16 protein-coding genes are annotated in these 24,182 nt (G+C 71.9%); 9 read left to right on the top strand and 7 right to left on the bottom strand.

Annotated elements, in window-relative coordinates:
* The first annotated feature begins 110 nt into the window (after positions 1 to 110).
* The 3 genes from ACWEIJ_RS38180 (at position 111) to ACWEIJ_RS38170 (ending at position 4,846) form a co-directional block, all read left to right on the top strand.
* The gene (locus ACWEIJ_RS38180) at positions 111 to 641 is read left to right on the top strand and encodes a SigE family RNA polymerase sigma factor (protein ID WP_449842147.1); all 531 of its coding nucleotides are present in this window, start codon (positions 111 to 113) and stop codon (positions 639 to 641) included.
* Positions 638 to 1,423, top strand: coding sequence for a hypothetical protein (locus tag ACWEIJ_RS38175; protein ID WP_449842146.1), 786 nt, complete (start codon positions 638 to 640; stop codon positions 1,421 to 1,423). The genes ACWEIJ_RS38180 and ACWEIJ_RS38175 overlap by 4 nt, the downstream gene beginning before the upstream one ends.
* A 336-nt stretch (positions 1,424 to 1,759) precedes the next feature.
* Positions 1,760 to 4,846: a tetratricopeptide repeat protein gene (locus tag ACWEIJ_RS38170; RefSeq protein WP_449842145.1), complete on the top strand. Its 3,087-nt coding sequence runs from the start codon at positions 1,760 to 1,762 to the stop codon at positions 4,844 to 4,846.
* Between the two features lie 118 nt (positions 4,847 to 4,964).
* Here the strand turns inward: ACWEIJ_RS38170 and ACWEIJ_RS38165 are convergent, their stop codons facing one another.
* Both ACWEIJ_RS38165 and ACWEIJ_RS38160 read right to left on the bottom strand, forming a co-directional pair.
* On the bottom strand, positions 4,965 to 7,541 hold the full coding sequence (locus ACWEIJ_RS38165) for a glycoside hydrolase family 9 protein (RefSeq protein WP_449842144.1): 2,577 nt from the start codon (positions 7,539 to 7,541) through the stop codon (positions 4,965 to 4,967).
* A 43-nt stretch (positions 7,542 to 7,584) separates the two neighbouring features.
* Positions 7,585 to 9,582, bottom strand: coding sequence for a cellulose binding domain-containing protein (locus ACWEIJ_RS38160; RefSeq protein WP_449842143.1), 1,998 nt, complete (start codon positions 9,580 to 9,582; stop codon positions 7,585 to 7,587).
* 118 nt (positions 9,583 to 9,700) lie between these two features.
* Here ACWEIJ_RS38160 and ACWEIJ_RS38155 point away from each other — a divergent pair, with 118 nt between their 5' ends.
* From ACWEIJ_RS38155 to ACWEIJ_RS38140, 4 genes are all read left to right on the top strand, one after another.
* Positions 9,701 to 10,414 carry a type 1 glutamine amidotransferase domain-containing protein gene (locus tag ACWEIJ_RS38155; RefSeq protein WP_449842142.1) on the top strand — a complete coding sequence of 238 codons (714 nt, stop codon included), beginning with the start codon at positions 9,701 to 9,703 and terminating at the stop codon, positions 10,412 to 10,414.
* 125 nt (positions 10,415 to 10,539) lie between these two features.
* Positions 10,540 to 15,471 (top strand): CHAT domain-containing protein, encoded by a 4,932-nt coding sequence (locus tag ACWEIJ_RS38150; protein WP_449842141.1) that lies wholly within the window; start codon positions 10,540 to 10,542, stop codon positions 15,469 to 15,471.
* An 18-nt stretch (positions 15,472 to 15,489) separates the two neighbouring features.
* Positions 15,490 to 15,882, top strand: coding sequence for a hypothetical protein (locus ACWEIJ_RS38145; RefSeq protein ID WP_449842140.1), 393 nt, complete (start codon positions 15,490 to 15,492; stop codon positions 15,880 to 15,882).
* A gap of 10 nt (positions 15,883 to 15,892) precedes the next feature.
* On the top strand, positions 15,893 to 16,822 hold the full coding sequence (locus tag ACWEIJ_RS38140; protein WP_449842139.1) for a hypothetical protein: 930 nt from the start codon (positions 15,893 to 15,895) through the stop codon (positions 16,820 to 16,822).
* Here the strand turns inward: ACWEIJ_RS38140 and ACWEIJ_RS38135 are convergent, their stop codons facing one another.
* Entirely contained in the window at positions 16,823 to 17,995 is a 1,173-nt protein-coding gene (locus tag ACWEIJ_RS38135) for an FAD-dependent monooxygenase (protein ID WP_449842138.1), read from the bottom strand.
* A 104-nt stretch (positions 17,996 to 18,099) separates the two neighbouring features.
* Here ACWEIJ_RS38135 and ACWEIJ_RS38130 point away from each other — a divergent pair, with 104 nt between their 5' ends.
* On the top strand, positions 18,100 to 18,564 hold the full coding sequence (locus ACWEIJ_RS38130) for a MarR family winged helix-turn-helix transcriptional regulator (RefSeq protein WP_449842137.1): 465 nt from the start codon (positions 18,100 to 18,102) through the stop codon (positions 18,562 to 18,564).
* A 203-nt stretch (positions 18,565 to 18,767) separates the two neighbouring features.
* Here the strand turns inward: ACWEIJ_RS38130 and ACWEIJ_RS38125 are convergent, their stop codons facing one another.
* Together ACWEIJ_RS38125 and ACWEIJ_RS38120 are read right to left on the bottom strand one after the other, a co-directional pair.
* Entirely contained in the window at positions 18,768 to 20,192 is a 1,425-nt protein-coding gene (locus tag ACWEIJ_RS38125; RefSeq protein WP_449842136.1) for a 5'-methylthioadenosine/S-adenosylhomocysteine nucleosidase family protein, read from the bottom strand.
* 79 nt (positions 20,193 to 20,271) lie between these two features.
* Positions 20,272 to 21,384: a TIR domain-containing protein gene (locus tag ACWEIJ_RS38120; protein ID WP_449842135.1), complete on the bottom strand. Its 1,113-nt coding sequence runs from the start codon at positions 21,382 to 21,384 to the stop codon at positions 20,272 to 20,274.
* A gap of 88 nt (positions 21,385 to 21,472) precedes the next feature.
* Between ACWEIJ_RS38120 and ACWEIJ_RS38115 the strand changes: the two genes are divergently transcribed.
* Complete coding sequence (locus ACWEIJ_RS38115) at positions 21,473 to 21,958, top strand: GNAT family N-acetyltransferase (RefSeq protein ID WP_449842134.1); 486 nt, start codon at positions 21,473 to 21,475, stop codon at positions 21,956 to 21,958.
* On the opposite strand, the gene ACWEIJ_RS38110 is transcribed toward ACWEIJ_RS38115, so the two are convergent.
* Together ACWEIJ_RS38110 and ACWEIJ_RS38105 are read right to left on the bottom strand one after the other, a co-directional pair.
* Positions 21,947 to 23,092 (bottom strand): hypothetical protein, encoded by a 1,146-nt coding sequence (locus ACWEIJ_RS38110; RefSeq protein WP_449842133.1) that lies wholly within the window; start codon positions 23,090 to 23,092, stop codon positions 21,947 to 21,949. The genes ACWEIJ_RS38115 and ACWEIJ_RS38110 overlap by 12 nt on opposite strands.
* The gene (locus tag ACWEIJ_RS38105) at positions 23,089 to 24,159 is read right to left on the bottom strand and encodes a helix-turn-helix domain-containing protein (protein ID WP_449842132.1); all 1,071 of its coding nucleotides are present in this window, start codon (positions 24,157 to 24,159) and stop codon (positions 23,089 to 23,091) included. Before ACWEIJ_RS38105 ends, ACWEIJ_RS38110 begins: the two co-directional genes overlap by 4 nt.
* Between the last annotated feature and the right edge of the window lie 23 nt (positions 24,160 to 24,182).

The raw sequence follows: 24,182 nt of genomic DNA, 5'->3' as shown, positions 1-24,182 counted from the left end.
TCACCGGACGGCCGCGGCCCATGCCCCGGGCCGCGGCCGTCCGGCCCACCGCAGCAGCAGGTACATTGCCGCCCGATGAGGGCGTGGCAGGGAGAGGGCAACCGAAAAACATGGTCGTCGACCACAGATCGGCGGAGTTCCACGACTTCTTCGAACGCCACCACGCCGAGCTGGCCCGCTTCGCCTGGTTGCTGACCGGGCAGGCCGAGGCCGCCGACGACCTGGCCGCGGACGCGCTGGTCGCGCTGTGGCAGCGGTGGGACCGGCTGAGCGCGGCGGAGCACCCGCTGGCGTACGCCCGCGGAGTGGTGGCGAACCTGGCCAAGGAACGCATCCGCAGCGCGACGCGGGAACGGCGGCGGATCGCGCTGTTCTTCTCGCGCGGCCCGCAGCAGACGCACGGTCCCGACATGGCGGCCGTGGTGGACGTGCGGGCGGCGCTGGACCGGTTGCCGTTCCGCAAGCGGGCCTGCGTGATCCTGCGGCACGCGTTCGACCTGTCCGAAAAGGACACCGCGGAGGCACTGGGGATCTCGGTGGGCGCGGTGAAGAGCCAGACCTCGAAGGCGATGGCCGAGCTGGAACGCGTCCTCGGGGCGCGCGGGGCGGGCGACGTCATGACGGGAAGGGGGACCCGGTGAACGACGAGATCAGCAGGCGGTTGCACCAGGCCGCCGACGCCTACCAGCCGGATCGCGCCCGGATCCTGGAACGGGTGCGGCGCGGCATGGCGAGCGCCGACGTGGCCACCCCGAAGCCGGGCATCGCGAGGTCCTGGACCAGGGTGACGTTCGCCGGGCTCGCCGCGGCGAGCGCGCTGGCGACCGCGGGCCTCGCCGTGGCCGCCATCGTCCACACCGCGCCGCCCACGGACCCCGGGACGATCCCGACGTCCGGGCCGTCGAGCGCGACCACGAGCTCCGCGCCGTCCGTCAGCACCACCGGCCAGCCGGTCGCGCCGCCCGCGCAGACGCAGCCGGAGGGCACGTCGACGAGCAGCCCGCCGCCGGTCACCGACCCGGCCCCGCTCAGCGGCAAGCCGGTCACGGACGGACCGTTGTCGTCGGTGGGCTTCGTCGATCTGCAGACCCACCCCAACTGGGCGCAGAGCAGGGTCGTCCTCAAGACCACCCAGCGGCTCACCGCGTTCAGCCTGGAGTTGCGGGTCGTGCAGACGGGCGGTGTGCGCACCACCGGCCAATGGCAGACGCTGCCCGCCGACGACTTCACGGTCACCGTGAAGGAGGCCGACGGCGCGGTGGTCTACCGGTGGGAGCTCAAGCCGGGCCACGCGGTGCCGGAAGGGGTGCACACCTTCGCCGGTCAGTACAACCACGCCGCCGGCAAGCGCGACGCCCGTGCCGACACGTACGTCGGCATCGGTGGTGCCTTCACGGTCAAGGGGCGCTTCACCTCGGAGTGAGCGGGCGCGTCGGAGGACTGTCGACGGATTGTCGACGGGTCCCGCCATGGTGAGCAGGACGCCGCGAACGGCACGGGGTCCTGCTCACGGAGGTGTCCAATGAGAAAGCGGATGGCCACGACCGCGATGGCGTTCGGCGTCTTCCCGGTCTGACCGGCGGAGGGGGACCGTCGTGCGGCCCTGACCCCAGCAGGGCCGCACGACGGCACGTACTGCGCCGACCGGAGCACGGTTGCTGGGCGAATCAGCCTGTGCCGCAACGGGTTTCACCACACCGCTACGATCACCGGTGCGCCAGCGACAGCGAGGGGTCTGGCGGACCGGCAGGTCTTCTCGGTGCGGTGGAACAGGGACTGGATGGCGGGGCAGGCGACGCCTGGCGTCGTGCTCGGAGTACTGGGGCCGCTCGAGGTCGAGGCGGGCGGCACCCTGCTGGATCCCGGCGGGCCGCGGTTGCGGGCGATGCTCGCGCTGCTCGCCGCGTACGCGGGCCGGCCGGTGAGCGTGGCGATGTTCGTGTCGCAGCTGTGGGGGCCGGTGCCGCCGTCCGACGCGGAACGGACCGTCCGCACCTACGCCTCCCGGCTGCGCCGGGGCGTGGGGCCGCTGGCCGACCTGATCGTCACCCGCGCACCGGGGTACGTGCTGCTGGAGCCGGACGTCGTCGACGCGGTCCGGTTCCAGCGGCTCGCCCGCGAGGGGCACGCGGCGCTGGCGGACGGCGCGATCCCGCTCGCGCACGAGCGGTTGACCGCCGCGCTGGGGTTGTGGCGGGGGACGGCGTACCACGAGTTCGACGGGATCGCCGCGCTGGAGGCGGAGCGGATCCGGCTCGACGGCCTGCGTCTCGGCGCCGTGCAGGACCGGGTCGACGCCGACCTGGCCGCCGGGGCGGGAGCGGAGCTGGTCACCGAGCTGACGGACCTCACGGCCGCCCATCCCGGCAACGAACGGCTGTGGGGACAGCTGATGACGGCCCTGTACCGCGCGGGCCGCCAGTCCGACGCCCTGGAGGCGTTCCAGCGGGCGCGGCGCGGGCTCGTCGAGCACGCCGGCGTGGAACCGTCACCGGTGCTCACGGGCATCCAGGAAGCGGTCCTCGCGCACGACACCCGGCTGCTGGCCGCGGCCGTCGCTCCGCGTCCGGCGCAGCTGCCGCCCGTGGTCGCGGGATTCACCGGACGGCAGGCCGAGCTCGCGGCCCTCGACGCCGTCGCCGCCGCGAGAGAGGGCACGGTCGCCGTGGTCGCGGTCTGCGGCACGGCAGGTGTCGGCAAGACGGCGCTGGCCGTGCGCTGGGCGCATGAAGTCGCCGACCGGTTCCCCGACGGGCAGCTCTACGTCAACCTGCGCGGCTTCGACCCCGCGGGCGCGCTGCCGCCGGAGGAGGCGCTGCACGGGTTCCTGACCGCCCTGGGCGCCACCCCGGATCAGATCCCGGACTCCCCGCAGGCCCAGATCGCGCTCTTCCGGAGCCTGACCGCGGGCAGGCGGATCCTCGTGGTGCTCGACAACGCGCGCGACGCCGCACATGTCCGCCCGCTGCTGCCGTCCGGGCCGGGCAGCACCGTCGTGGTCACGAGCCGCGACGACCTCATCGGACTGGTGGCGCGCGACGGTGCGGGCCGCGTCGGGCTGGACGTGCTCGGCCTCGCGGAGGCGGTCGCCCTGCTCCGGCTGCTGATCGGTGACCGGGTGGCCACCCCGGTGGAGCTCGACGGCCTCGCCGAGCAGTGCGCCCGGCTTCCCCTGGCGCTGCGCATCGCCGCGGAGCTCGTCGCGCGCCGCGGCCGCGTGGGCCTCGACGACCTCGCCGACGAGCGCAGGCGGCTGGACAGCCTGGAGGCCGGTGCCGACGCCGACACCGCGGTGCGCGCCGTGTTCTCCTGGTCCGAACGGCACCTGCCGGCACCGGCCAAGCGGCTGTTCTGGTTGCTGGGCCTGCATCCCGGCCGCGACACCGACACCGCCGCCGTCACCGCGCTGGCCGGCGAGGACGCCCTGCCGCTGCTGGAGGTCCTGCACGGCGCCCATCTCGTCGAGCGGTCGGGCACGGGCCGCTGGGCCATGCACGACCTCCTGCACGTCTTCGCCGGGGAGCGCGCCGAGCAGCGGCTCACCGAGCCCGACCGCCAGGCCGCGTTGAAGAACCTCTACGAGCACTACCTGACCGGCGCCGTGGACGCCATGGACGTCCTGTACCCGGACGCGCAGCCGCGTGGCGGTGGTTCGCAGCTCACGGCGGCCGCCGCGAAGACCTGGCTGGACACCGAACGGGCCACCCTCGTCGCGATCACCCGCACGGCGTCCGGTGAGCACGCCGTCCGGCTCGCTCAGGCGATCGCGGGGCACCTGAGCGTCGGCTACCACAACACCGACGCGTTCTCGGTGCACCAGCGCGCACTCGCGGAGGCGGAGGACTCCGGCGACCGGGCCCGCGCCCTGCTGGACCTCGGGCGCGCGCACGCCCGTTCCGGCGCGTACAGCGAGGCCGAGGAGCACTACCGGCAGGCGCTGCGGCTGTTCCGGCGGCTCGGCGACCAGCCGGGCGAGGCCAGGACCCTGCAGGAGCTGGGCCACCACGAAAGCCGCCTCCGCCGCTACCACGACGCCCTCGCCACCTACGGCCAGGCGCTGACCCTGGGCCGGCAGACGGGCGACCGCGGCCAGGAAGCCGTGGCACTGGCCAGCATCGGACAGGTGCAGTACGGCCTGGGCAACCGCGACGAGGCCGTGGAGTGCTACCGGCAGGCGGCCGAGATCTACGCGGAGATCGGCAAACGGGTCGGGCAGGGCCGCATCCTCAACGACCTCGGCGCCGCGCTGCAGAGCCAGGGACGCCTGGACGAGGCCTACGAACACCACCAGCGCGCCCTGCACATCCTGCACGAAGTCGGCGACCGCGCGGCCGAGTCGGTGGCGCACACGGAACTCGGCCGGATCTGCTCGCGCCGGGGCCGCCACGCCGAAGCCCTGGAACACCACGGCCAGGCGATCACGGTGTTCCGGGAGATCGGCGACCCCGTCGGCGAGACGGAGGTGCTCATCGACCTCGGCACCGCCCACGAACGCATGGGCCGGTACCGGGAGGCGGCCGACCTGCACCAGCAGGCCGAGGCGCTCGCCGCGAAGCTCGGCGACCGGCAGCTGGAGTGCGCCGCCCTGAACGGCCGCGGTCGTGCGGCCCGTGCGGCGGGCCGGTTCGGTGAGGCGCTGGTGTGCCACGAGCGGGCGCTGGGGCAGGCGCGGGAGATCTCCGACCGCGAGCAGGAGGCCTGGTCGCTGGACGGGATGGCGGCCGTGCGGGAACGCACGGGGGCGGTGGCCGAGGCGCGCCGGTTGTGGGCCGCGGCTTTGGTGATCTACGACGAGTTGGGCATGCAGGAGGCCGCGGTGGTGCGGGAGCGGCTGGCCGAGGGGTGAGGTGGCGGATGCCTGTGCGGCCAGGCACCCACCACCTCGGACAGCCGACCTCGCGGCCTCGCCGTCGGCGGAGAGCTCGGCCGGCCGGCCTCACCCTCGCCGTCGGCGAGGACCTCGGTCAGCCGGTCTTGCAGGCCTTCCCGTTGATCGTGAACGCGCTCGGGTCAGCCCCGCCCCCGGACGCGTTGAATCCGATGTAGACGGACTTGCCGGGCTCGACCGCCCCGTTCCACGGCATGTTGGTCGCCGTCACGTCCTTCCCGTTCTGGCTCCAGTTCGCCGACCACCCGGTGGTGATCCGCTGGGTGCCGGGGAACGCGAACCCGAGCTTCCACGAGGTCCACGCGGTGGTGCCGGTGTTGGTGAGCGTCACGTGCGCCGACAGCCCGCCCTGCCACTTGTTGGCGTCGTAGCCGACCGAGCAGTCCGATGCAGGCGTGGACTTGCCGGACTTCTCCGCCGCCCAGCCGGAAACCCAGGCCAGTGCGGAGTTCCAGTTCACCGCCACCTCGTTGACCGAGTAGGCGCCGATGTCGTCCACCCAGCACTTCTGCTGCGGGCAGCCGACGAGCAACCGCTGCGTCACCGGGTCCTGCAGGGCGCTGTTCGGGCCGCCGGACAACGCGCCGGGCGGTGCCATCGGCAGGGTCGCGTCGTTCTGGTGCGCCCAGAACCGGTGGTGCACGTTGTGCACGGCCTGGTCGCCGTAGCCCGCCACGTACGAGGTGCTCAGCGGGTTGCGGCCGAGGAGGTAGTGCAGCGCCTCGAACACGCCGTCGCGGTACTTGGCGGTGCCGGTGAAGTCGTACGCCAGCGCGAGCACCTGGGCGTTGTTGAGGACCGTGGAGTTCGAGCCCCACACGTAGCCGTCGTTGCTGTTGTCGTACGGCGTGGCGTAGCCCATCTGCGCCATGGCGGTCAGGTGCTGGTCCGCCACGGTGGCGAACGCGGACTTGATCGCCGCGACGTCCGCGGCGGGCAGGCCGTTCGGGACGAGGGCCAGCGTGATGTCACCCAGCGGTGCCGTGCCGCCCCAGTAGAAGCCCGCCCTGGTGAGGCTCGCCGCCTTGTAGTGCGGCGAGGAGGTCACGTCGGCGCGGTAGGCGGTGTCGCCGGTGGTCGCGTACAGCTCCGCGGCGGCCCAGTAGAACTCGTCCGTCACGGTCTTGTCGTCGTACGCGCCGCCGCCGACGTTGTCGTTGGGGTCGGCGAGCTTGTTCGGGTTCGCCTTGGCCGCCGCGTAGGCCTTGCGGGCGGCCGCGAGCAGCTTGGCGGAGTACGCGGCGTCGATGCCGCGCCAGAGCCGGGACGCCTGCGCGGCCACGGCGGCCAGGTTCAGCGTCGCGGCGGTGCTGGTCGCGGACAGCCGGCGCGGCTGGTCGTCCAGTTCCGGCCGGGTGGGCAGGGCCGTCCAGGCGGCGTCGTGCACCTTGTGGTGCGCCATGCCGTCCGGTGCCTGCATCTTCAGCAGGAAGTCGACCTCCCAGCGGGCCTCGTCGAGCAGGTCGGGCACGCCGTTGGCCTTCTCCGGGATGGCGAGCGTGCCGTCGCGGAACGCCGAGGCGTCGCCGACGCGCACCGCGCGCTCGTAGGAGTTGAGCAGCTGCCAGGCCGCGATGCCGCCGTTGACGACGTACTTGCCCTGGTCGCCCGCGTCGTACCAGCCGCCGCGCACGTCCAGCGTGTAGCCGCACGCGAGGTCCGCGCGGCACGGCACGTTGTTGTCGCCCTGGTTGGGCGCGACGTTGACGTGGCCTGCGGGGCGCGCGTACTCGGTGCCGACGTACTGCGCGTCGATCGGGATTCCGCTGCGCTGGTGGTAGAAGAACGCCAGCGAGTCGTAGCGCAGCTTCTTGATCGGGTCGGCGGAGATGTCGAACGGGAAGCTGCTGTCGGCGCCGACGGACAGCGTGTAGCCGGTGCCCGGCGTGTCGAACGACGAGAAGTCGATCAGGTGCACCGAGTCGCCGGACGCCGCGTCCGCGCCCTTGGGCGTGGTCTGGCCGGTGGCGACCGTCGCGCCCGCGGAGTTCTTGAGCGTCCACGGTTGCGGCGTCGTGGCGGTGGAGACCAGCGTCGCGCGCTTGGGCAGGCCCGGCACGTACGCCACCAGGTCGACCTGGACCTTCTTGGTGGGGTTGGGGGTCACGCCGCCGGGCGGCTTGACCCCGCCGACCAGCGAGACGTTGTCCACGCAGATCGTGTTGTCCGCGGCCTGACCGCCCAGCTGGAAGGCGACCTGGCCGTTGCCGGCGTCCGGGAAGTCCAAAGTGGACGTGAAGGTGAACGTGAAGTGCTGCTTCGCCGTGGTGATCGCGAAGTCCTGCTTGGCGATCCCGCGGTAGGGGCTCACGCTCTCGCCCGCCGCGGCGGCGATGGTCTGCGCGGTGGTGGCGTGCGCGTCGAACGAGAAGGTGTAGGACTGCCCGCTCTCGAACGGCACGCCGTTCTGGCCGACCAGGGCGTCCCACGGGTTGGTCGTTCCTCCGGTGACGGCGGCGCAGAGCTCGCCACCGGTCACCCGGTTGGTCACACCGGCGCTGCTCCACCAGGGATCGGCGGCGCCGCTGTCGAACTTCCCGTTGAGCACGCGTTCGTACTCCGCAGCCTCTGCGGTGCCCGCTGCCGGGAACATCGACGCGGTGAGCGCCGTGAGCAGGGCGGCGGCGAGCAGGCGTGGGGGTTGCGATTTCATGTGGTGAGGTTCTCCGTCCTCGTCGACGGGACTTTCCGGTGGTTCAACCGGTCTGGGTGCGGCAGGGCGTTCCGTTCAGGGTGAAGACCCCCGGCGGGATGTTCGGCCCGGTGTAGGCGCCGACGAACCCGACGCTGACGGTCGCGTTCGGCTCGATGCGGGGTGATCCGGTGACGGTGACCGTGGTGCCGTTCTGGGTCCACGTCCCGTTCCAGCCGGAGTTCACCTTCTGGCGGCTCGTGGGCCAGTCGAACGCCAGCGTCCATCCGTCGAGGGGTTGCGTGCCGGTGTTGGTGACGTCGACCGAGCCCACGAACCCGCTGCTCCAGTCGCTCACGTCGGACAGCCGGACCGCGCAGCTGTTCGACGCCGGGCCGGCGGTGGTGATCGTCAGCGGGGGAGAGGACCACGACACCGCACCGGCGGCGTCCCGCGCCAGCACGTTGACCGTGTACCGGCTGCCGGGGTTGAGGTTCCCGGCGGTGAACGACGTGCCGGGCGTCTCGCCCCACTGCTCGCTGACCGCGCCGAGCTGGCGGTGCAGCTCGTACTTCACCACACCGGGAACGGCGGGCCAGGTGACCGTCGCGGTCCGGTCGGTGACCGCGCCCAGCACCGGTTGTCCCGGTGCGGCGGGGTGGTTCGCGGCCGTCGAGTGCAGGACGAGCGTGGTGATCGAGTACGGCGGCAACGTGCGGCTGCGCGCGCTGCCTTCGACCGACGTCGTGATCGCGGCCGCACCGTTGGTGAACGTGTGCACGGTCGGCGCGTCCGCGGTCGGCGTGTAACCGGCGTAGTCGATGGTGACCGTGCGCGCGTTGTCCGGGTCGGTGTTGAGCAGCAGCACGGCGAGGTCACCGTTGGGCCGCCGGGCCGCGTGCGCCCGCACCGTGGAGGCGGAACCCGCGCGGATCAGCTGGTCGCCGGGACGCGCGAACAGGCTCAGCATCCGCAACGCGTGGTACGGCGCGAACGGCGTGTTCAACGGCGGTTCGCAGACGCCGTCGGACAGGCATCCGGCGCTGGAGAGCAGGCCGAAGTCGTCGTAGTCGGGCTGACCGGCCACTGTGGACGCCTTGCCGGGTCCGTTGTGGACGTTCCACCAGTCGACGTTGAAGACGCCGTTCTCCAGCAACGAGGTGTAGGCCTCGGCGGCGAACAGCGCGCCGGGCTGGGTGTTGCGGCCGTACGTGGCGTTCAGCTCGGTCACGGCGATGCCGAGGCGCCCGGAGTCCGGCCCGGCGAACCGGCTGATCTGCTGGCGCAGCAGGTACATCAGGTCCGGCACCTGCTCCGCGCTCGCGATCGAGTCCGGGTACCAGTGCACGATGACGAAGTCCACGTACGGGCCCGCGATCGACAGCACGGTCTGGTTCCAGTTCGCCGCGTCACCGCTGCCGACGATCGCGTCCGGCCAGTTCGCGGGCGTGGTGAGCACCGCGCCCACCTTGATCGTCGGGTCGGCCGCCTTCATCGCCTTGGCGTACTCGACGGTCTCCCGCGCGTAGCCGGCCGGGCTCTTGTCGGGATGGTCGTCGGCTTCCCAGTTGGCGCCGTAGTGGCCGTTGCCGTACAGCTCGTTGCCGATCTCCCAGTACTTGACGCCGTAGCCCTTGTCGACGTTGGCCGAGCGCACCCAGTCGGCGGCTTCCTGCGGCGTGCCGGTGCCGTAGTTCGCGATGATGATGGGCTGGGCCTTGGCCCTGCGCACGCCCGCCATGAACGTGTCGAAGTCCGTGTTCGGCGCGACGTAACCACCGGGCGCCGTGTGGTCCTTCCAGTGGTAGATGTCGCCGTAGGACCCGCCGGGGTAGCGCATCATCCGCACGCCGGCGTCGCCGAGCAGGTCGGACACCGCGTTCGTGCCGAGCTGGCTGTCCCAGATCGCGTGGTTCACGCCGAGCCCGGTGTCCGGCACGGTGGCCAGTCCCGCCCGTGCGTTGACCACGACCGTTGCGTCGGGCTCCGCGGACGCGACGCCTGGCAGGCAGGCCGCGACGAGCGTGATGACCAGAAGGAGCCGGCGGCGTTGCATGCGCATCACGTCCTCGTGAAGGCCTCTGGGAGCGCTCCCAGAATCCAGATGCGGGCTCTGGCGGTCAAGACTGCGTTCGGAGGCATCGGCCCTCGGACCGGCTCTGTCGTGCAGAATCCCGTCCGTGCGAATCCTGATGCCGCTGCCCGACCGCGACTTCGACGTCACCGAGGTCGCCGTGCCGTGGCGCCTGCTGACCGACGCCGGGCACGAGGTCGTCTTCGCGACCGAGCGCGGCGGGGCCGCGCCGCAGGCCGACCCGTTGCTGCTCACCGGTGTCCTCTTCGGACAGCTCGGCGCCGAGCCGGAGCCGAAGCGGTTCTACGCGCAGCTCACCGAGGCGCCGGAGTTCCGCGCGCCGATCGCGTGGGAGGCGGTCGAAGCGGCGTCGTTCGACGGGCTCGTCCTGCCGGGCGGACACGCTCCCGGGATGCGCCAGTACCTCGGTTCCGCCGTGCTGCGGGACAAGGTCTCCGCGTTCTGGGCGCTGGACCGGCCGGTGGGCGCGATCTGCCACGGCGTCCTCGTCCTGGCGCGGGCCGGCCTGCTCGCCGGACGCCGGACGACGTGCCTGCCGAAGTACCTCGAACGGTCCGCCTACTTCCTCACGGCGTGGCGGCGTGGCCGCTACTACCGCACGTATCCCGCGTACGTGCAGGACGAGGTCGTCGCGAGCGGGGCGGCGTTCGAGCGCGGTCCGGTCGAGCTGTCGCGGCGCGGCACGGCGACCGACGACACGCCCGCGTTCGTCGTGCGCGACGGCAACTACGTGTCGGCGCGGTGGCCGGGCGACGCCTACCTGTTCGCCAGGACGTTCGCGGGCCTGCTCGAGTCCTGACCCGGACGGCCCAGGCACTCGGCCGTTCGGGCGGCTCCGGCCGATAAGCCCTCCTCGCGTCCGGCGGTGTGGAAGTCTTGGGCCGGCGTCGGGGAAGCGCGGCCTTGCAGAGGTGGACAGGACAGATGTTCTTCCGCACCCGTGCCCGGCGGCGGGCTCACCGGCACCTGGTCTCCTCGCTGGTCAGCCTCTTCCGGGCGGAGAGCGACCTGGGCGCCGAGCGGTTGCGGCGGATCGTGCCGGCCCCGGCGGACCCGCGTGCCGCGGTGGCCGCCGCGCGGGAGGCGTATCGGGAGGTCGTGCGCGACGACCCGGATCCGTACCGCACCTGGGCGCCGCTGAACCTGGCGCGGTACCTCCAGGACTTCGACGCGGGCGAGGCGGCCGCGGTGTACCGAGCCGTGCTGGCACGCAGTGCGCGACCGGCCGCCGAGCTCGCCGCCGTCTGCCTCGGCGAGCTGCTGCGCGGGACCGGTGATCTCGACGGCGCCGCGACCGTGCTGGACGAGGTGGCGCGGCGGACGACCGATCCCGCGCTCCGGTCACGGGCCTTCTTCCGGCTCGGTGCCGTGCGGCAGGCGCAGCTCCGGCTGCCCGAGGCGCAGGAGGCCTACGCCGAGGCCGCGGCGGCCGGTGGTGAGCCGCACGCGTCGCTGGGCCTCGCGAACCAGGTGTCCGTGCTGGCCCAGCTGGGCGAGACCGACGCGGCGAGGGCGTGTCTGGAGCGGCTGGACGGGCACCACGATCCGAGTGCGGCGCAGGCCGTGGCGGCGTTGACCGCGTTGCTGGACGAACCGGACGTCGAGGTGGTGGTCGCCCGCGTCGTGCGGCAGCTGGTCGGGGTGCCGTGCTGGTACCAGACGCGCGAGATCCTGCACCGCAACGCCGGTGTGCTGCCGCGGCTGACGCAGGCCTTCGTGGAGATGGCGGAGCACGCCGAAGAGGCGACCCGGTTCGTCGATCTGCTGCGCCGGTGCGAACGGCTCGGCGTCGACGAGGCCCTGGCCGCCTTCGTGAACCTCGGTGCCGACGACGTCCCGGTGGCGCTGCGGTTGCTCCTGCTGCAGGTCACGGAGGCGGCGGACGAGGTCGTCGACGAGGGCGGGACCCTGCTGGACGACCTGCGCGACGGGTGCGTGGCGTTGCTGCGGTCGGCCGACTGGGACGGGCTCGCGGCGGTGGCGGCGTTCGAGGGCAGGCTGATCGCGGCCGACGCGCTGCTGGTCCTGGAGTCCTGCGGAGCCGATCCCGGTCTGGAGGACGAGGTCGACCGCCTGCTCCGCCCTCTGCCGGACCTCGCGGTCCTCGCCGGACGCGATCCGGAGCCGGCGGAGGCCGCCCTGCGGGCGGTGGCGGAGGTCAGGCGCACCAACCTCGCCGTGTCCTGGCTGGAGGAGTTCGTGGCCGCGGTGCCGCGGGGAACGGCCGGCGAGGTGCTCGACCGGCACCCGGAACTGCTGCAGGACTGGCTGATCGACGACTTCGGCGAGCGGCTCGGCCACGGGGAGCGGGGGACCGACGAGCTCCTCGACCGGCTGCGGGTGGGCCTCGACGTGCTGCGCATGTGCCGCCGGCACGGCACGGAACCCGTGCTGGCCTCCCTGCACGCCGCCAACGAGCAGATCGTGGACCTGATCGCGAAGGGGGAGATGACCCCCGCTGATCTCGACCGGATCGCGGCCGGCCCGCCACCCGCCGTGCCCGAGTCCGTTGTGGACGGAGATCCGGCAGAGCGCGCCGAGCGGGGCCGCCTGGGCGCCGACGCCCTGGAGCTCCTGCTGCGCGCCCGCGACGCGGACGAACGGCGGCAGGTCATCGAGGCGCACGCCGACCTCCTGCTGCGCGACGACGCCGACGCCGCCCTGACCGCGATGGTGGAGCACGAGGAGGGACCGCTCGCGGAGCTCGCCCTGCTCGCCCGGTCGATCCTGCGCGGGTACCGGGTCTTCGGCCCGGAGCCCGATGCCGAGCGGCGGGTGATGATCGCGCTGCTGGTGCCGGAGGACCCGGCGGTCGAGACGACCCGTGCGCTGCTGAGCGACCACCCCGGACTCCTGCTGCCGTTCGCCGACGAGGTGCTCGACGAGATCCAGCGGTCCGTCGACGACGAGGTCATCGCGGACCGGATCGCCACGCGGCGGCGCATGCTGCGGCGCTGTGCCGTGATCGGCGTGGCCGCCGCGGTGGCGGAGGCCTGGGACGACGGCAAACTCCTGGACGCGCGGAGCCACGAGCTGCTCTCCCGCGCGATGCTGCTGACGACCCAGATGGACCGCACGGACCCGTCAACGCTCGACCTGGCCACTCGCGCGTGGACCGAGGCGCAGACGCTCCCGATGTTCACCGCCGGCCGGATCGCCTCTTCGCCGGTGCCCCGGCCGATCGCCCGTGCGCTGGCCGCCTTTCACGGCATGCGGTACGGCACGACGGGCGACGCCGAGGACGGTGACCTGGCGGTCGAGGGCCTTCGCGACCTCGCCCGCCGCACGGCGGAGGACGACGCCGACTACGCGCACACCCTGCATCTGCTCGGTGTGGCCCTGTGCGACCGGTACGACCTCCAGGGCCGGGTCGACGATCTGCGCGACGCCATCGCGGCCCTGGAGAAGGCCGACCGCGCAGACCCGCGCGACGGCGGGTGGGACACCCTGGCCGAGGCGCTGGTGCGGCGGCACAAGAGGTTCGGGGACGCCGCGGACCTCGACTGGGCGATCGGGCTGGCAGAGTCCAGATTGGACGGTCAGCGGCCGGGCACCGGTGAGAACCAGCGCGGCTGGAGCGCGCTGAGCCTCGCGCTCGAGGCCAGGTTCTACCAGACCGGCCGGCTGGACGACCTCGACCGCGCGACGGCGATCGGTGAGGAGCTCCTGACAGCGCCGGTGGACGCGCCCATGCGCGCGATCTCCCTGGCGAATCAAGGACTGCGGCTGCTCGAACAGCACCACTACCGCGACGACGTCGCCGGCCTGAAGCGCGCGGTGGACCTGCTGCGCCAGGCGATCGGCACCCCCGGCACCCGGCGGGCCGACCAGGCGCGCTGGCGGTCCACGCTGGGTCTCGCGCTCGGCGCGCTCGCCGAGGTGACGGGCGAGCTGCCGGACCTGATGGAGTCCATCGCAGCGCACCGGCAGGCCGTCGCCGACACCCCGCAGCACACACCCGAATACGCGAACAGGTGCAACAACCTGGGCGCGGGGTTGATCGCGCTGTACAACCGCACGCGGCGCACGCGCGACCTGAACGCCGCGATCGCGGTGCTCGAAGACGCCGTGCGCGCCAGCGCGGCCGACGCGCCCGGCTACGGCTGGCGGGTCGGCAACCTCGCCGCCGCCCTGGCCGCGCGGCGAGGTGGCCATCGCGAGCTGTCCGCTCAGGGCCGGGCCGGACGGCTGTTCCGCATCGGGCTGGAGGCGAACCTCGACGTGCGCCCCGAGGTCGCCCTCCGGATGGCCGCGGCCTGGGGCGAACGGGCGGCGGACGCGGGCGACTGGGACACGGCGGCCGAGGCCTACCAGGCGGGTGTCCAGGCCGTGCGACGGCTGACCGAGACGCAAATCCTCCGCGAGGACTACGCGGTCTGGCTGCAGGCCGCCGGCGAGCTGTTCGTCGAGGCCGCCGGCGCGCTGGCACGGGCGGGCAGACCGGACGACGCGGCCCTCGCGCTCGAACAGGGCAGGGCGCTGGTCCTGTCCGAGACGCTCGAACGCGACCGCGCCGCGGTGGACAGCCTCACCGGCGTGGGCCTGGAACCGTTGCGGGACAGGTTCACCGAGGCGGTCGCGCGGCTGCGTGCTCTTCAGGGCGGTGTTCCCGCGGACGACAGCGGCCTGCGGGAGTCGGCACTGCGCGCCGCGCACACCCGGCTGCGGACGATCATCACCGAGGTGCGGGCACAGCCGGGCTACGAGAACTTCCTCCAGCCACCCGCCTTCGCGGACATCACCCGCGCCGCGACCACGCCGTTGTGCTACCTGACCGCGGCCAGGGACGGAGGGTGGGCGGTCCTCGTCCGCGGTGCGCGGAGCCGGGCGATCCCGCTGCCGGGGCTCACCGGCGCCGCGCTCGACGACCAGGTCCGCCGCTACCTGGACGCCTACGCGGACCGCGCCAGGACGACGTCCGCACGGGAGCGCTGGCTCGAAGCGCTGGACACGGTCACGCGTTGGTTGTGGGACGCGGTCATGGCGTCCGTCGTCGACTCTGCCGGTGACGCCGACGAGGTCGTGCTGGTGGCATCGGGCCGGCTCGGCTTCCTGCCGCTGCACGCCGCGTGGCGTCCCGACGGCAGCATGCCCAGCGGCAGGCGCTACGCCATCGACGATCTCCTCATCACCTACGCGCCGAACGCACGGGTGCTCAACGCCGCACGGCACACCGCGGACCGCGTCAATGCCGCGGCCGTGCTGGTGGTCGGTGCGCCGGAGGGCACGGGTGCGGACCACCTGCCCCATGCCGCGAGGGAAGCGGCCGAGGTGCGCGCGATCTTCGGCGCCGGTTCGTGGCTCACCGGCGTGGACGCCACTCCCGAACGCGTGCTGGCGGAGATGCGCGCGCACGACGCCGTGCACTTCTCGTGCCACGGCGTGGGCGAGCCGGCGGAACCGCTGACCAGCGCGCTCACCCTGGCGGGCGGCCGCCGGTTGACGTTGCGCGACCTGCTGAACGAGCCGCTGGTCCCGCGCCGGCTGGCCGTGCTGTCGGCCTGCGAGACGGCGGTCGTCGGCGCCACCCTGCCGGACGAGGTGACCGGACTGCCCGGCGGGCTCCTGCAGACCGGCGTGGCGGGCGTGGTGGCGTCGCTGTGGGCGGTGCCCGACCGCGCCACGATGCTGCTCGTCCGCCGGTTGTACGAGGGATGGCGCCGGGAGGGCCTCACGCCCGCCGCGGCCCTGCGGCGGGCCCAGCTCTGGCTGCGCGACGCCGACAACGGTGAGCTGCACCAACGCTTTCCCGACCTCCGCACGCCCGGCAGCGAGCGGGCGTACCGGATCTGGGCCGCGGCCCGCCCGCACTCGCACCCGTACCACTGGGCCTCGTTCGCCCACGTCGGCGCGTGACCGCATTGGAGGAGAACCGTGGACAACGAGATGGTCGAGCTCGCCCGCGCCATCAGACCATGCCTGCCGGAGCTGGTGGGGGAGAAGCAGGCCAGGGCGGTCGACCGGCAGCTGGCCGACCTGCTCGGGGCCGAAGGTCCCGAAGCCGACGTCGAAGCGGGCATCGACGCGGTGTTCCGCAGCTCACCGGAGATCCTGAGCTGGGTGGAGCGGACGCTGGACGACGACCGGCTGCGCCCGCCGCACGTGCAACTCCCCGCCGAGCGGATCGACGGACCCGGCGGGGACGGGGAGCTCGTCGACGCCGAGCGTTTCCAGTGCCCGCAGGGAGACTACGTCTGGTACCGGCCTTCCGTCGTCTACCCGGTACCGGTCTGCCCCACCCACAACGTCGTGCTGACCGTCGGCTGAACGGAGTTCCGTGGACAAGTTCTGGGAGTCTCTCGGCGGCAAGCTCGCCGAGAGATGGCTCTCGGTGGCCGTGCCCGCCCTGGTGTTCTGGCTGGGCGGGCTGGCGATGTGGCTGATCGGACGCGGCGGTCCCGCGGCACTGCGGCAACCGCTGGCCGACCTCGCCAAGCTGCCGGTGGGCACCCAGCTCATCGGCCTGGTCGCCGTGCTGCTCGGTGTCGCCTCGTCGGGCTGGATCGTCGCCCAGCTGGTGAACCCCGTGCTGCGGTTCCTGCAAGGCTACGGTCCACTGTGGACACCGGTGCGCCCGTTGCTGGTGAAGAGGTTCCAGCAGCGGTTCGACGCGATCGGCCGCGAGTTCGCCGAGCTGGCGCCCGTGGTGCTCGGCACCCCGGACGCCGCCACCGCCGAACAACGTGCCGCCTACGTCCGGCTCACCCGCCGTCAGCGCCGTCTCCCCGGTCCCGGCCGGTTCATGCCGACGGCCACGGGCAACACGCTGCGCGCCGCCGAAAGCCATCCGATCGACAGGTACGGCCTCGACGTGGTGACCATCTGGCCACACCTGTGGCTGCTGCTGCCCGAGGTCGTCCGCACCGAGCTCACCGCCGCCCGCGCCCGGATGACCGCCGGGGTGGCCGCCGGGATCTGGGGTGTGCTGTTCACCGGGTTCGCGCCGTGGTCGCTCTGGGCGGTCCCGGTCGGGCTGCTCGTGACGACCGGATGTCACCTGCTCTGGCTGCCGGGGCGGACGGAGGCCTACGCGGACCTGGTCCAGTCCGCCGTCGACCTGTACCGGCGCGCGCTGTACGAGCAGCTGCGGTGGCCGCTGCCGCGCAACCCCGCCGAGGAACGGGCCAGCGGCCGCCGGCTCACCACCTACCTGGCCCGCGGGCTCAGCGGCACCACGCCGGCTTTCACCGACACCACCGCGGAATGACTACGCGGCGAACTCGGGAAGCGTCATCGCGGAGTGCTCGGGCCGCCCCTGCGCGGCGGGCATCGCCGTGAGCTCGCGCAACGCGGCGTTGCGCTCGGCGAGTGCCTCGGTGGTGCCGGGGAACAGCTCCGCGCGACCTTCCTCGACGATGGCCTGGTTCGCCTCGACGAACGGGCGGGTCTGGCGTTCGTAGGCGTCGAACGCCGCCGTGTGGTCCGGCGCCGTGGCCAGGTGGCCCGCCAGCACGTACGCGCCGACCAGTGCGAGGCTCGACCCCTGCCCGGTGAGGAACGACGGCGCGTAGGCGGCGTCACCGACCAGGGCGACGCGACCGGACGACCAGCGCGGCAGGCGGATCTGGCTGACCGTGTCGAAGAAGAGGTCGTCGGCCGAGCGCATGGCCTCGACCAGCTTCGGCACCTCCCAGCCGGCGTCGGCGAACACCGACGCCACCAGCTCGCGCTGTGCCTGCGGGTCGCGGAACGCGCCGAACGGGGCCGTGGCGCGGCTGAAGCTCAGGAAGCCGTGCACGCTCTCGCCGGCACCGACCGCGTACAGCACGGCGGCGCGGCCGGGTTCGTTCCACATCAGGCCTTCGTGCCGCAGCCCGAGGTGGTTGGGCATGGTGAACCCGGCGAAGCAGTAGCCGAGGTAGCGGTGGAACCGCTCCTCCGGCCCGAACGTGAGCGCGCGCACCGCCGAGTGCAGCCCGTCCGCGCCGATCACGTGGTCATAGGTGCGTTGCAGGCCGCTGCGGAACGTTACGTCCACGCCGCCGCCGTGATCGGCCATCGCGACGATGGTGTTGTCGAAGAGGAACTCCACGTCGTCGCGCACGGTGCCGTAGAGGATCTCGGCGAGGTCGCCGCGCCGGACCTCCAGGTCGTGGCCGTCGCTGCGGGTGAGCGACTCCGGGCGGACCGCCGCCACGAGGCCGCCGTCGGCGTCGAGGAAGGTGAGCCGGCGGGTGTCGACGTGGACCTCGCGCAACCGGGGCAGTAAGCCCATCCTCTCGACCACGCCGAGCGCGGTGCCGCGGATGTCGATGGGGTAGCCCCCGCCGCGCAGGGCGTGCGACTTCTCGACGACGGTGACGTCGAACCCGTACCGCCGCAGCCAGAACGCGAGCGAGGGGCCGGCGATGCTGGCGCCGGAGATCAGAACGCTGCTCATGAGATGCCTCCACTAGCTAACTTAGGTATCCTTTTCACCCGCAAGGTGATCGCCGCGAGAACGGGGCGATGAGACAAGCATATACCTAAGTTAGGTAAGTGAACATGAGTGAGGCCCTGAACCCCGAGACGGTGCTGCCGCACCTGATGCAGCTGAGCACCGTGCTCAACCGCAGTCAGCTGGTCGAACGGGCGATGGAGCACGCCGGCCTCCCGCTGGACCGCCCCGGCATGACCGTGCTCATCACCCTGCACATGGCACGTCAGCCGCTGAGGGTGGGGGAGATCGCCGCACGGATGCAGGTCGTCGGCCCGCACGTGACGCGGCTGCTGCACGAACTGGAGCGGACCGGCCTCGTCCAGCGCGTCGTCGACCCGAACGACCAGCGCGCGCGCCTGATCGAGCTGACGGACAAGGGTTCGGCGGCGGCCGGGCGCTACCTGGAAGCGATCCTCGGCTGGTTCACCGACGCGGTGGCCGACTGGCCGGAGGAGGACCGGCGCACGTTCGGCCGGCTGCTCATGCGGTTCGTGGAGGACCTGCAGGCCAAGGTCGCGGATCTCGGCTGATCATCGAGGCGGCCGTGGCGCACTACGCCGCGTTCTGGCCAACAGGACGTTTCCGTCGGACGCCGCGGCTTGTCCGTCGACGAGGCTTGGCCCGCTTCGACGCCGGCCAGGCCGCGACGGCTGGGTGTTCCTGGCGCGCCCACTGGCCGGACCTGCGTCAGCAAGCCGCGACACGTCTGTCCGAGGCACGCTGACCTGAGCGGTCAACGGGCCTGCTGAAAAGCCAGGTGCAGCCGGGCCGAGATCTCGTCGGCCACCTCGGTCAGGTGAGCCAGCAGAGCGGTGAACGGCAGTTCGTCCGCCGGGGAGACCCTGACGTGAGGCGCGACGCGCGAACCGCTCGCCTGACGCCGGGGCGTGCGGGCGCTGTCCTCGGTGAGTCCGGCCACCGGCTCCAGCCCGGCGGCCAGGGCGACCGAGGCGAGTGCCGGGAGATCGCGGATCTCCGCCAGCAGCCGCAGTGACCGTTCGACGCGCTCTGCCAGGTCGTCGCGGTCGAGCACGGAGCCGAGGTGGTCGTTGGGCAGGGGCGACCACGTCGTGCGCTGGCCGGTCCGGTGCACGGCCAGCCCGCTGTGGCCGTACGGGCTGGGTGCCGAACGCACCCAGGTGACCTGGTTCGTGACGGTGGTGGACAGCTGCTCGGTGTCCGTGAAGAGACGATGCACCCTGCCGTGCGAGGGGAGGGTCTCGCGGAGCTGCTCCAGTCCGTGCGGTTCCAGGCGGCCGTACTGGTCCACCGGCACGATGTGCAGTTCCACGGCGCAGCGTTCGAGCGCCGACCTGGTGCCGGTCAGGTCCGTGCGCCAGTTGACGTCCACCGGTCTGCTCAACCGGCTCCACGTGACGGCCTTCGAGGGCGAGGACTTGCGCCCGTTCGGCGTGTGCGCGAGCAGTTCCGCGGCAACGGCGATGGTGAACGCCGCGGCGTTCGTGGCGGCGATGGACTGCCAGCCCGCGTCGTCGGTTTCGTGCTTGTGGCCGTCCGCCTTGTCGCTGATGCCGCGGACGGTCAGGAAGGGGACGCGGTTCAGCTGCGCGGCTTTCGCGGTGCCGGCGCTTTCCAGCTCGATCGCGGCGGCATCCGCGTAGTTCTGGTGAAGTTGCCGGGCCAGCGGTGTCTCGCGGGAGTTGAGCACCACCTCGCCGGCCGCGATCGGGCGGAAGCGCACGGCGGGGGCGTCCGGCAGGCCGCGGTGCCAGGTGTCGCCGCGGCTGACGACGTGGGCGATCTGTTCGAGCTCGTGGTCGGCGTCCCACGCCTGGGGCCGCGCGCCGAAGCCCTCGCTCTCGTCGAAACCGCCGTGATATCCGTAGACCTTGGTGCCGACGACGACGGTGCCAAGAGCGAGGTCTGAGTGGAGCGCGCCGGCGATTCCGGCGAAGAAGACCGCACGTGGCCGGAATTCGGCGATCGCGCGTTCGGTCAGCGCCGCGGCGGACTGGTTGCCCGCACCGACGAGCGCCAGGGCGACACGTCCCGCACCTGCCTGAATCGGGCCCACCGCGAAGTGGGTGCCGGAGGCGTGGCGATACACCTCGGGGGATTCGATCAGGTTCCGCACGGCGGTGTACTCGGTTTCCAAGGCCGTCAGCACCACAACGGTGTCCGTGGGTTCGGTCGTCACCCTGATCCCGCCTTGACAGCTCGGTTTGCGGGGAACCTACCTGCTCGGCTCGGCCTTTCCTTGGCCTGTCAGGTTTTTGTCATTGAAGTCGGGTCAGGGGGAGCTGCTGGAAAGTCCTCACGAGCGCGTCGTGCTCACGACGCGTGTAGCCGAGGAACTGGATGCGCCGCAGCCGGGTGTCCGGGTGGTCGACGAGGTGGTCCATCGCGGCGGTGACCATCGACTCGGCGGTGGCGGCGATGTCGGCGCGTGCCGCACCTGTGCCCAGCAAGGGGAACAGGACGCTGCGCAGTGGTAGGGGCGCCAACCCTTCGGCCACCGCGAGCACGTTGCGCACGCAGCCGCCCACGTCGGCCACCTGGCGGTAGCCGGCGGCAGGTTCACCGTGGACCGCGGCCACGTGGATCACGTGCTGAACGTTGTGCGTGCGCGCCAGTTCGCCCGCCCCGGTGGTGATCACGGTGCCGGGGGCGACGGGCCGTCGGCCCACCTTCGCGTCGAGCTCGGCGGAGATCGGGTCGTCGACGGGCCTTCCCGTCTCGTCGCGGCGGGATCCCCAGAACCGGATGGCACCCGACACGCTGAAGTCCGTCGGCCGGGCCATGCGCATTTCGGTGTTCTCGCTGTTGACCCAGACGTCCGCGGTCGTGCACCGGAGGATGTCGCCGGGCACGATCACGAGCTCGCACTGAGAGCCCCGGGCCGGGCGGAAGGAGGACGTCGCGCCCGACGCTCGTGTCTCGTCTGCCAGATGTGGCAGGAGATTGCGCAGCTCCCGCACGAGATGAGCCAGGTCGTTCTCGACGGTGTAGTGCCGCAGCCTGAGGTGCTGGCAGCGCGCCAGTGCGGCGATGCCGCCGGGAAGATCCGCCTCGGCTGGAATCTCGGCGTTCTCGATGAGCACCGGGATCACTCGGGTGCCGCGGGAGAACGCCTCGGCGATCTCCCGCTGGACCCAGTCCTGCCGCGGGTCGCCGAGCAGACCCGGCCACTCCGGTCCGATCACGGCGATCAGCACCTGGCACCGGCGGAGGGTGTCGAAGACCTGGTCGACGAAGTCGTCCCCGAGCCTGATCGAGCGGGAGGCGAGGAAGACCTGGTCGGAGCCGAACTCCTGGGCCAGCGCCTGGTGGACCAGCGTCGCGTAACCGGGCTGGTCCTGGACTCGGTAGTTGACGAAAACGGCGGCCACGCGGTCAGCGTACGGTGATCGCGCACCTGACTGTCCACTGTGGACGCCACCCGGTTCGGTACTGTGGTGCAGGGGTGACATGTGTGGCTTGAGGATCAGACCGGCGCGACCCGGTGACCTGCCGTCCCTGGTGGGGCGGCTGGGGCAGGAGGGCTACTTCGCCGACCGCCTCAAGCGGCAGGACGCCGGCCGTGGCGTCCTGCTCACCGCGTGGCGCGCCGGCCTGGTGGTCGGCGTCGTCTACCTGTGGCTGGAGCCCGCGGAGGAACCGGAGATCCGCACGCACCTCCCGGGCACCCCGCTGGTCACCCATCTGGAGATCCACCCCGATCACCGGCGCAGGGGAGCCGGGACCAGCCTCATTCGCGCCGCGGAGGAATTGCTGGCCCACCGGGGATACGACGAGGTGGCGCTGGCGGTCGAGATCAACAACACCGAGGCCGCGAAGCTCTACGTCCGGCTCGGCTTCCGGGAGTGGCCGCACTCGCTGGTGGAGTGCTTCGCGCCGAGTGACGGCAACGGCCACAGGGTCGCCGAGATCTGCAAGGTGCTGGTCAAGCCGCTACCGGGTTAGGTACCTGCTGTGCAGCACGAGGCCGAGGTCGGCGATGACCTTGCCGACCTGGCCGGCGCGGTGGTTCTGCCTCCTGCTGGGCTGGGCGCGTTCGAGATGTGCACGCCAGGTCTGCCGATCGGCACGCCAGGCGTGCACGTACTCCTCGCACAGCTCGGGTTTGATGCTCTGGGAACGCCCGCACGCCGCCTTGAGCGAGTCGAGCATCCTGTGTCGCCGCTCAGGACTTTCTTCCATGCACCGCACCATGTTCATGGTTTCGATGATGAAGCTCTGCCGCTTCGCCAGGTAGTGGCGCCAGTAGGCCGCGTTGGCGTCCCGCAGCGACCTTCCTTCGTCGAGCAGCCAGAAGGATCCTTCCGCGAGGACGTCGCCGAGCTCCTCCATCCGGGCGCGTTCGGTGCGGGCGAACGGGTCGTACGGCTTCTGCCACGCGACCCCGGTCACGGCTGTCGGCTGGAGTCGTTCGCCGTTGAGCAGGAAGAACCAGTCCTCGTTGTAGATGTTGGGGAAGAACGAGGAAGTCGAGTTGGTGTGGATGACGAGCGCGCCGCCCCCGACGAACACGTCCTGCGCTCCGCCCGCCTCGCGGTAGGCGTGGCACACCACCGAGTTGTCCGGGTACCCGTGGATGTTCAGGCCGACCCCGGCGAACTGTTCGGTGAGTGCGGCCGCTCTGCGGAGGTCGAACGGTTCCGGAATCTCGATGTCGTCATCGAGGAAGACGATCCGCTGCCAGCCGGCCATGCGCGCGATCAGCAGCCCGAGGTTGCGCTTCTGGCTGGTGTCCGTGTAGCGGTGGAACCTCGTGTTCGCCAGCAGCGCGCTGGTCCTGAACTGTGGGAGCAGGCCTTCGAGGGACCTGCTCACGTCGACGGCGAGCAGTTCCACATCAGCTGTGGCCGCGCGTGCGGCGACGCGGTCGGCTGACGAGTACTTGCTGCACAACGTGACCAGTGTGCATCCGAGCTTCATCGCCAGGTTGGTGGCGTGGTCCAGTGCCAGCGGGTTGCGGGCGGTGGGAACGATGATCGCGTCCACGTCGGCCTGGGGTGAGTCCCTGGCCGCGGTGTACAGCAGGCCGCGGTGTGAGCCGTGGTGGTGCTGGGAACGGATCCGGGTGGCGGTCTTCACGTGGTGGTCACAGGCCATTCGTGCAGTAGGAACTCGGGACTGGTCCAGTCGGGCGTGACGACACTGCGCTCCAGGACCTGAACTCGGCTGATGATGCTGAACGTGTCGTGACCGGCGAAGCGCTCCAGCACGTACGCGTTGTTGCGGTCGCGGAACCGGGCGTCGGTCAGGGCGCGGACGGCGCCGAGCGTTCCGCGCGAGTACATGCCGTTGCAGATGGAGACGGTGCGCTTGCGGTTGAACGGGTTGGGCGATCGGTAGAAGTGTGCGACGTCCTCCTCGAGAATCCATCGCTCCCCGGCTTTGCGGAGCGCGGGCCGGAAAATCTCGCGAGCGCCGTTCTGCACGACCTCGAACCCGCCCGTGTCGTCGTCGTCCTGTCGTTTGTGCTGCTGGATCGGCAGGTCGATCCGGTGCAGCACCTCTGCGGTGACCTTGTTCCAGTCGACACCGCCCAGCAGCACCAGGTGGCTGGTGTACTCGTCCGGCGCGAGCGACAGGGATCCGGTGCGCACGTGGACGTTGTTGCCGGGATTGAGCGCCCGGATGTGGCCGTGCAGTTCCAGCAGCGAGTCCAGGTCCGAGTACCGGGACAGCTCCACGTAGTCGGGATCTTTCGGGTCGGTGAAGGGAAGCGGGTCGAGCAGTCGCTGCGGTAGCTCGGAGCAGACGATCGTGATGTCCTGGTTGGTGGGAAACCGCCAGAGGTTGTCCGTGGTGCCGTCACCGCTCGGAACCGCGCCCCGTGCCCGGTCTCGCAGCTCGATGAGCTCGGCGAGCAACGTGTCCTTGCTCGCCTGCTCGGCCTCCGTCAGCTGTCCGACGAGCCGGAACGGTCGCCGTTCGACGGAACGGGTGGTGGCGAAGAAGGTCGCGTAGGCGTGCAGGCGTTGCACGGGAGGCAACACCGGATCGCTCTGCCGTTCCCAGGAGGAGATCAGCGGAACGCTGACGGCCAAGGCGTGGGCCAGCTGCTCCTGGGTGACGGGGGTGCCTGGCCAGCACTGCTTGCGCAGCGACCGCAGTCGCCGCGCCAGGTCCAGTGCCGGCCCCTCAGCGGAGGTCACGCCATCACGTCCTTCAGCTGAAA

The organism is Lentzea sp. NPDC004789, from assembly GCF_053601075.1.
Note: the sequence above shows the minus strand (reverse complement) of the source record. Positions and strands in the feature narration are given on the sequence as shown.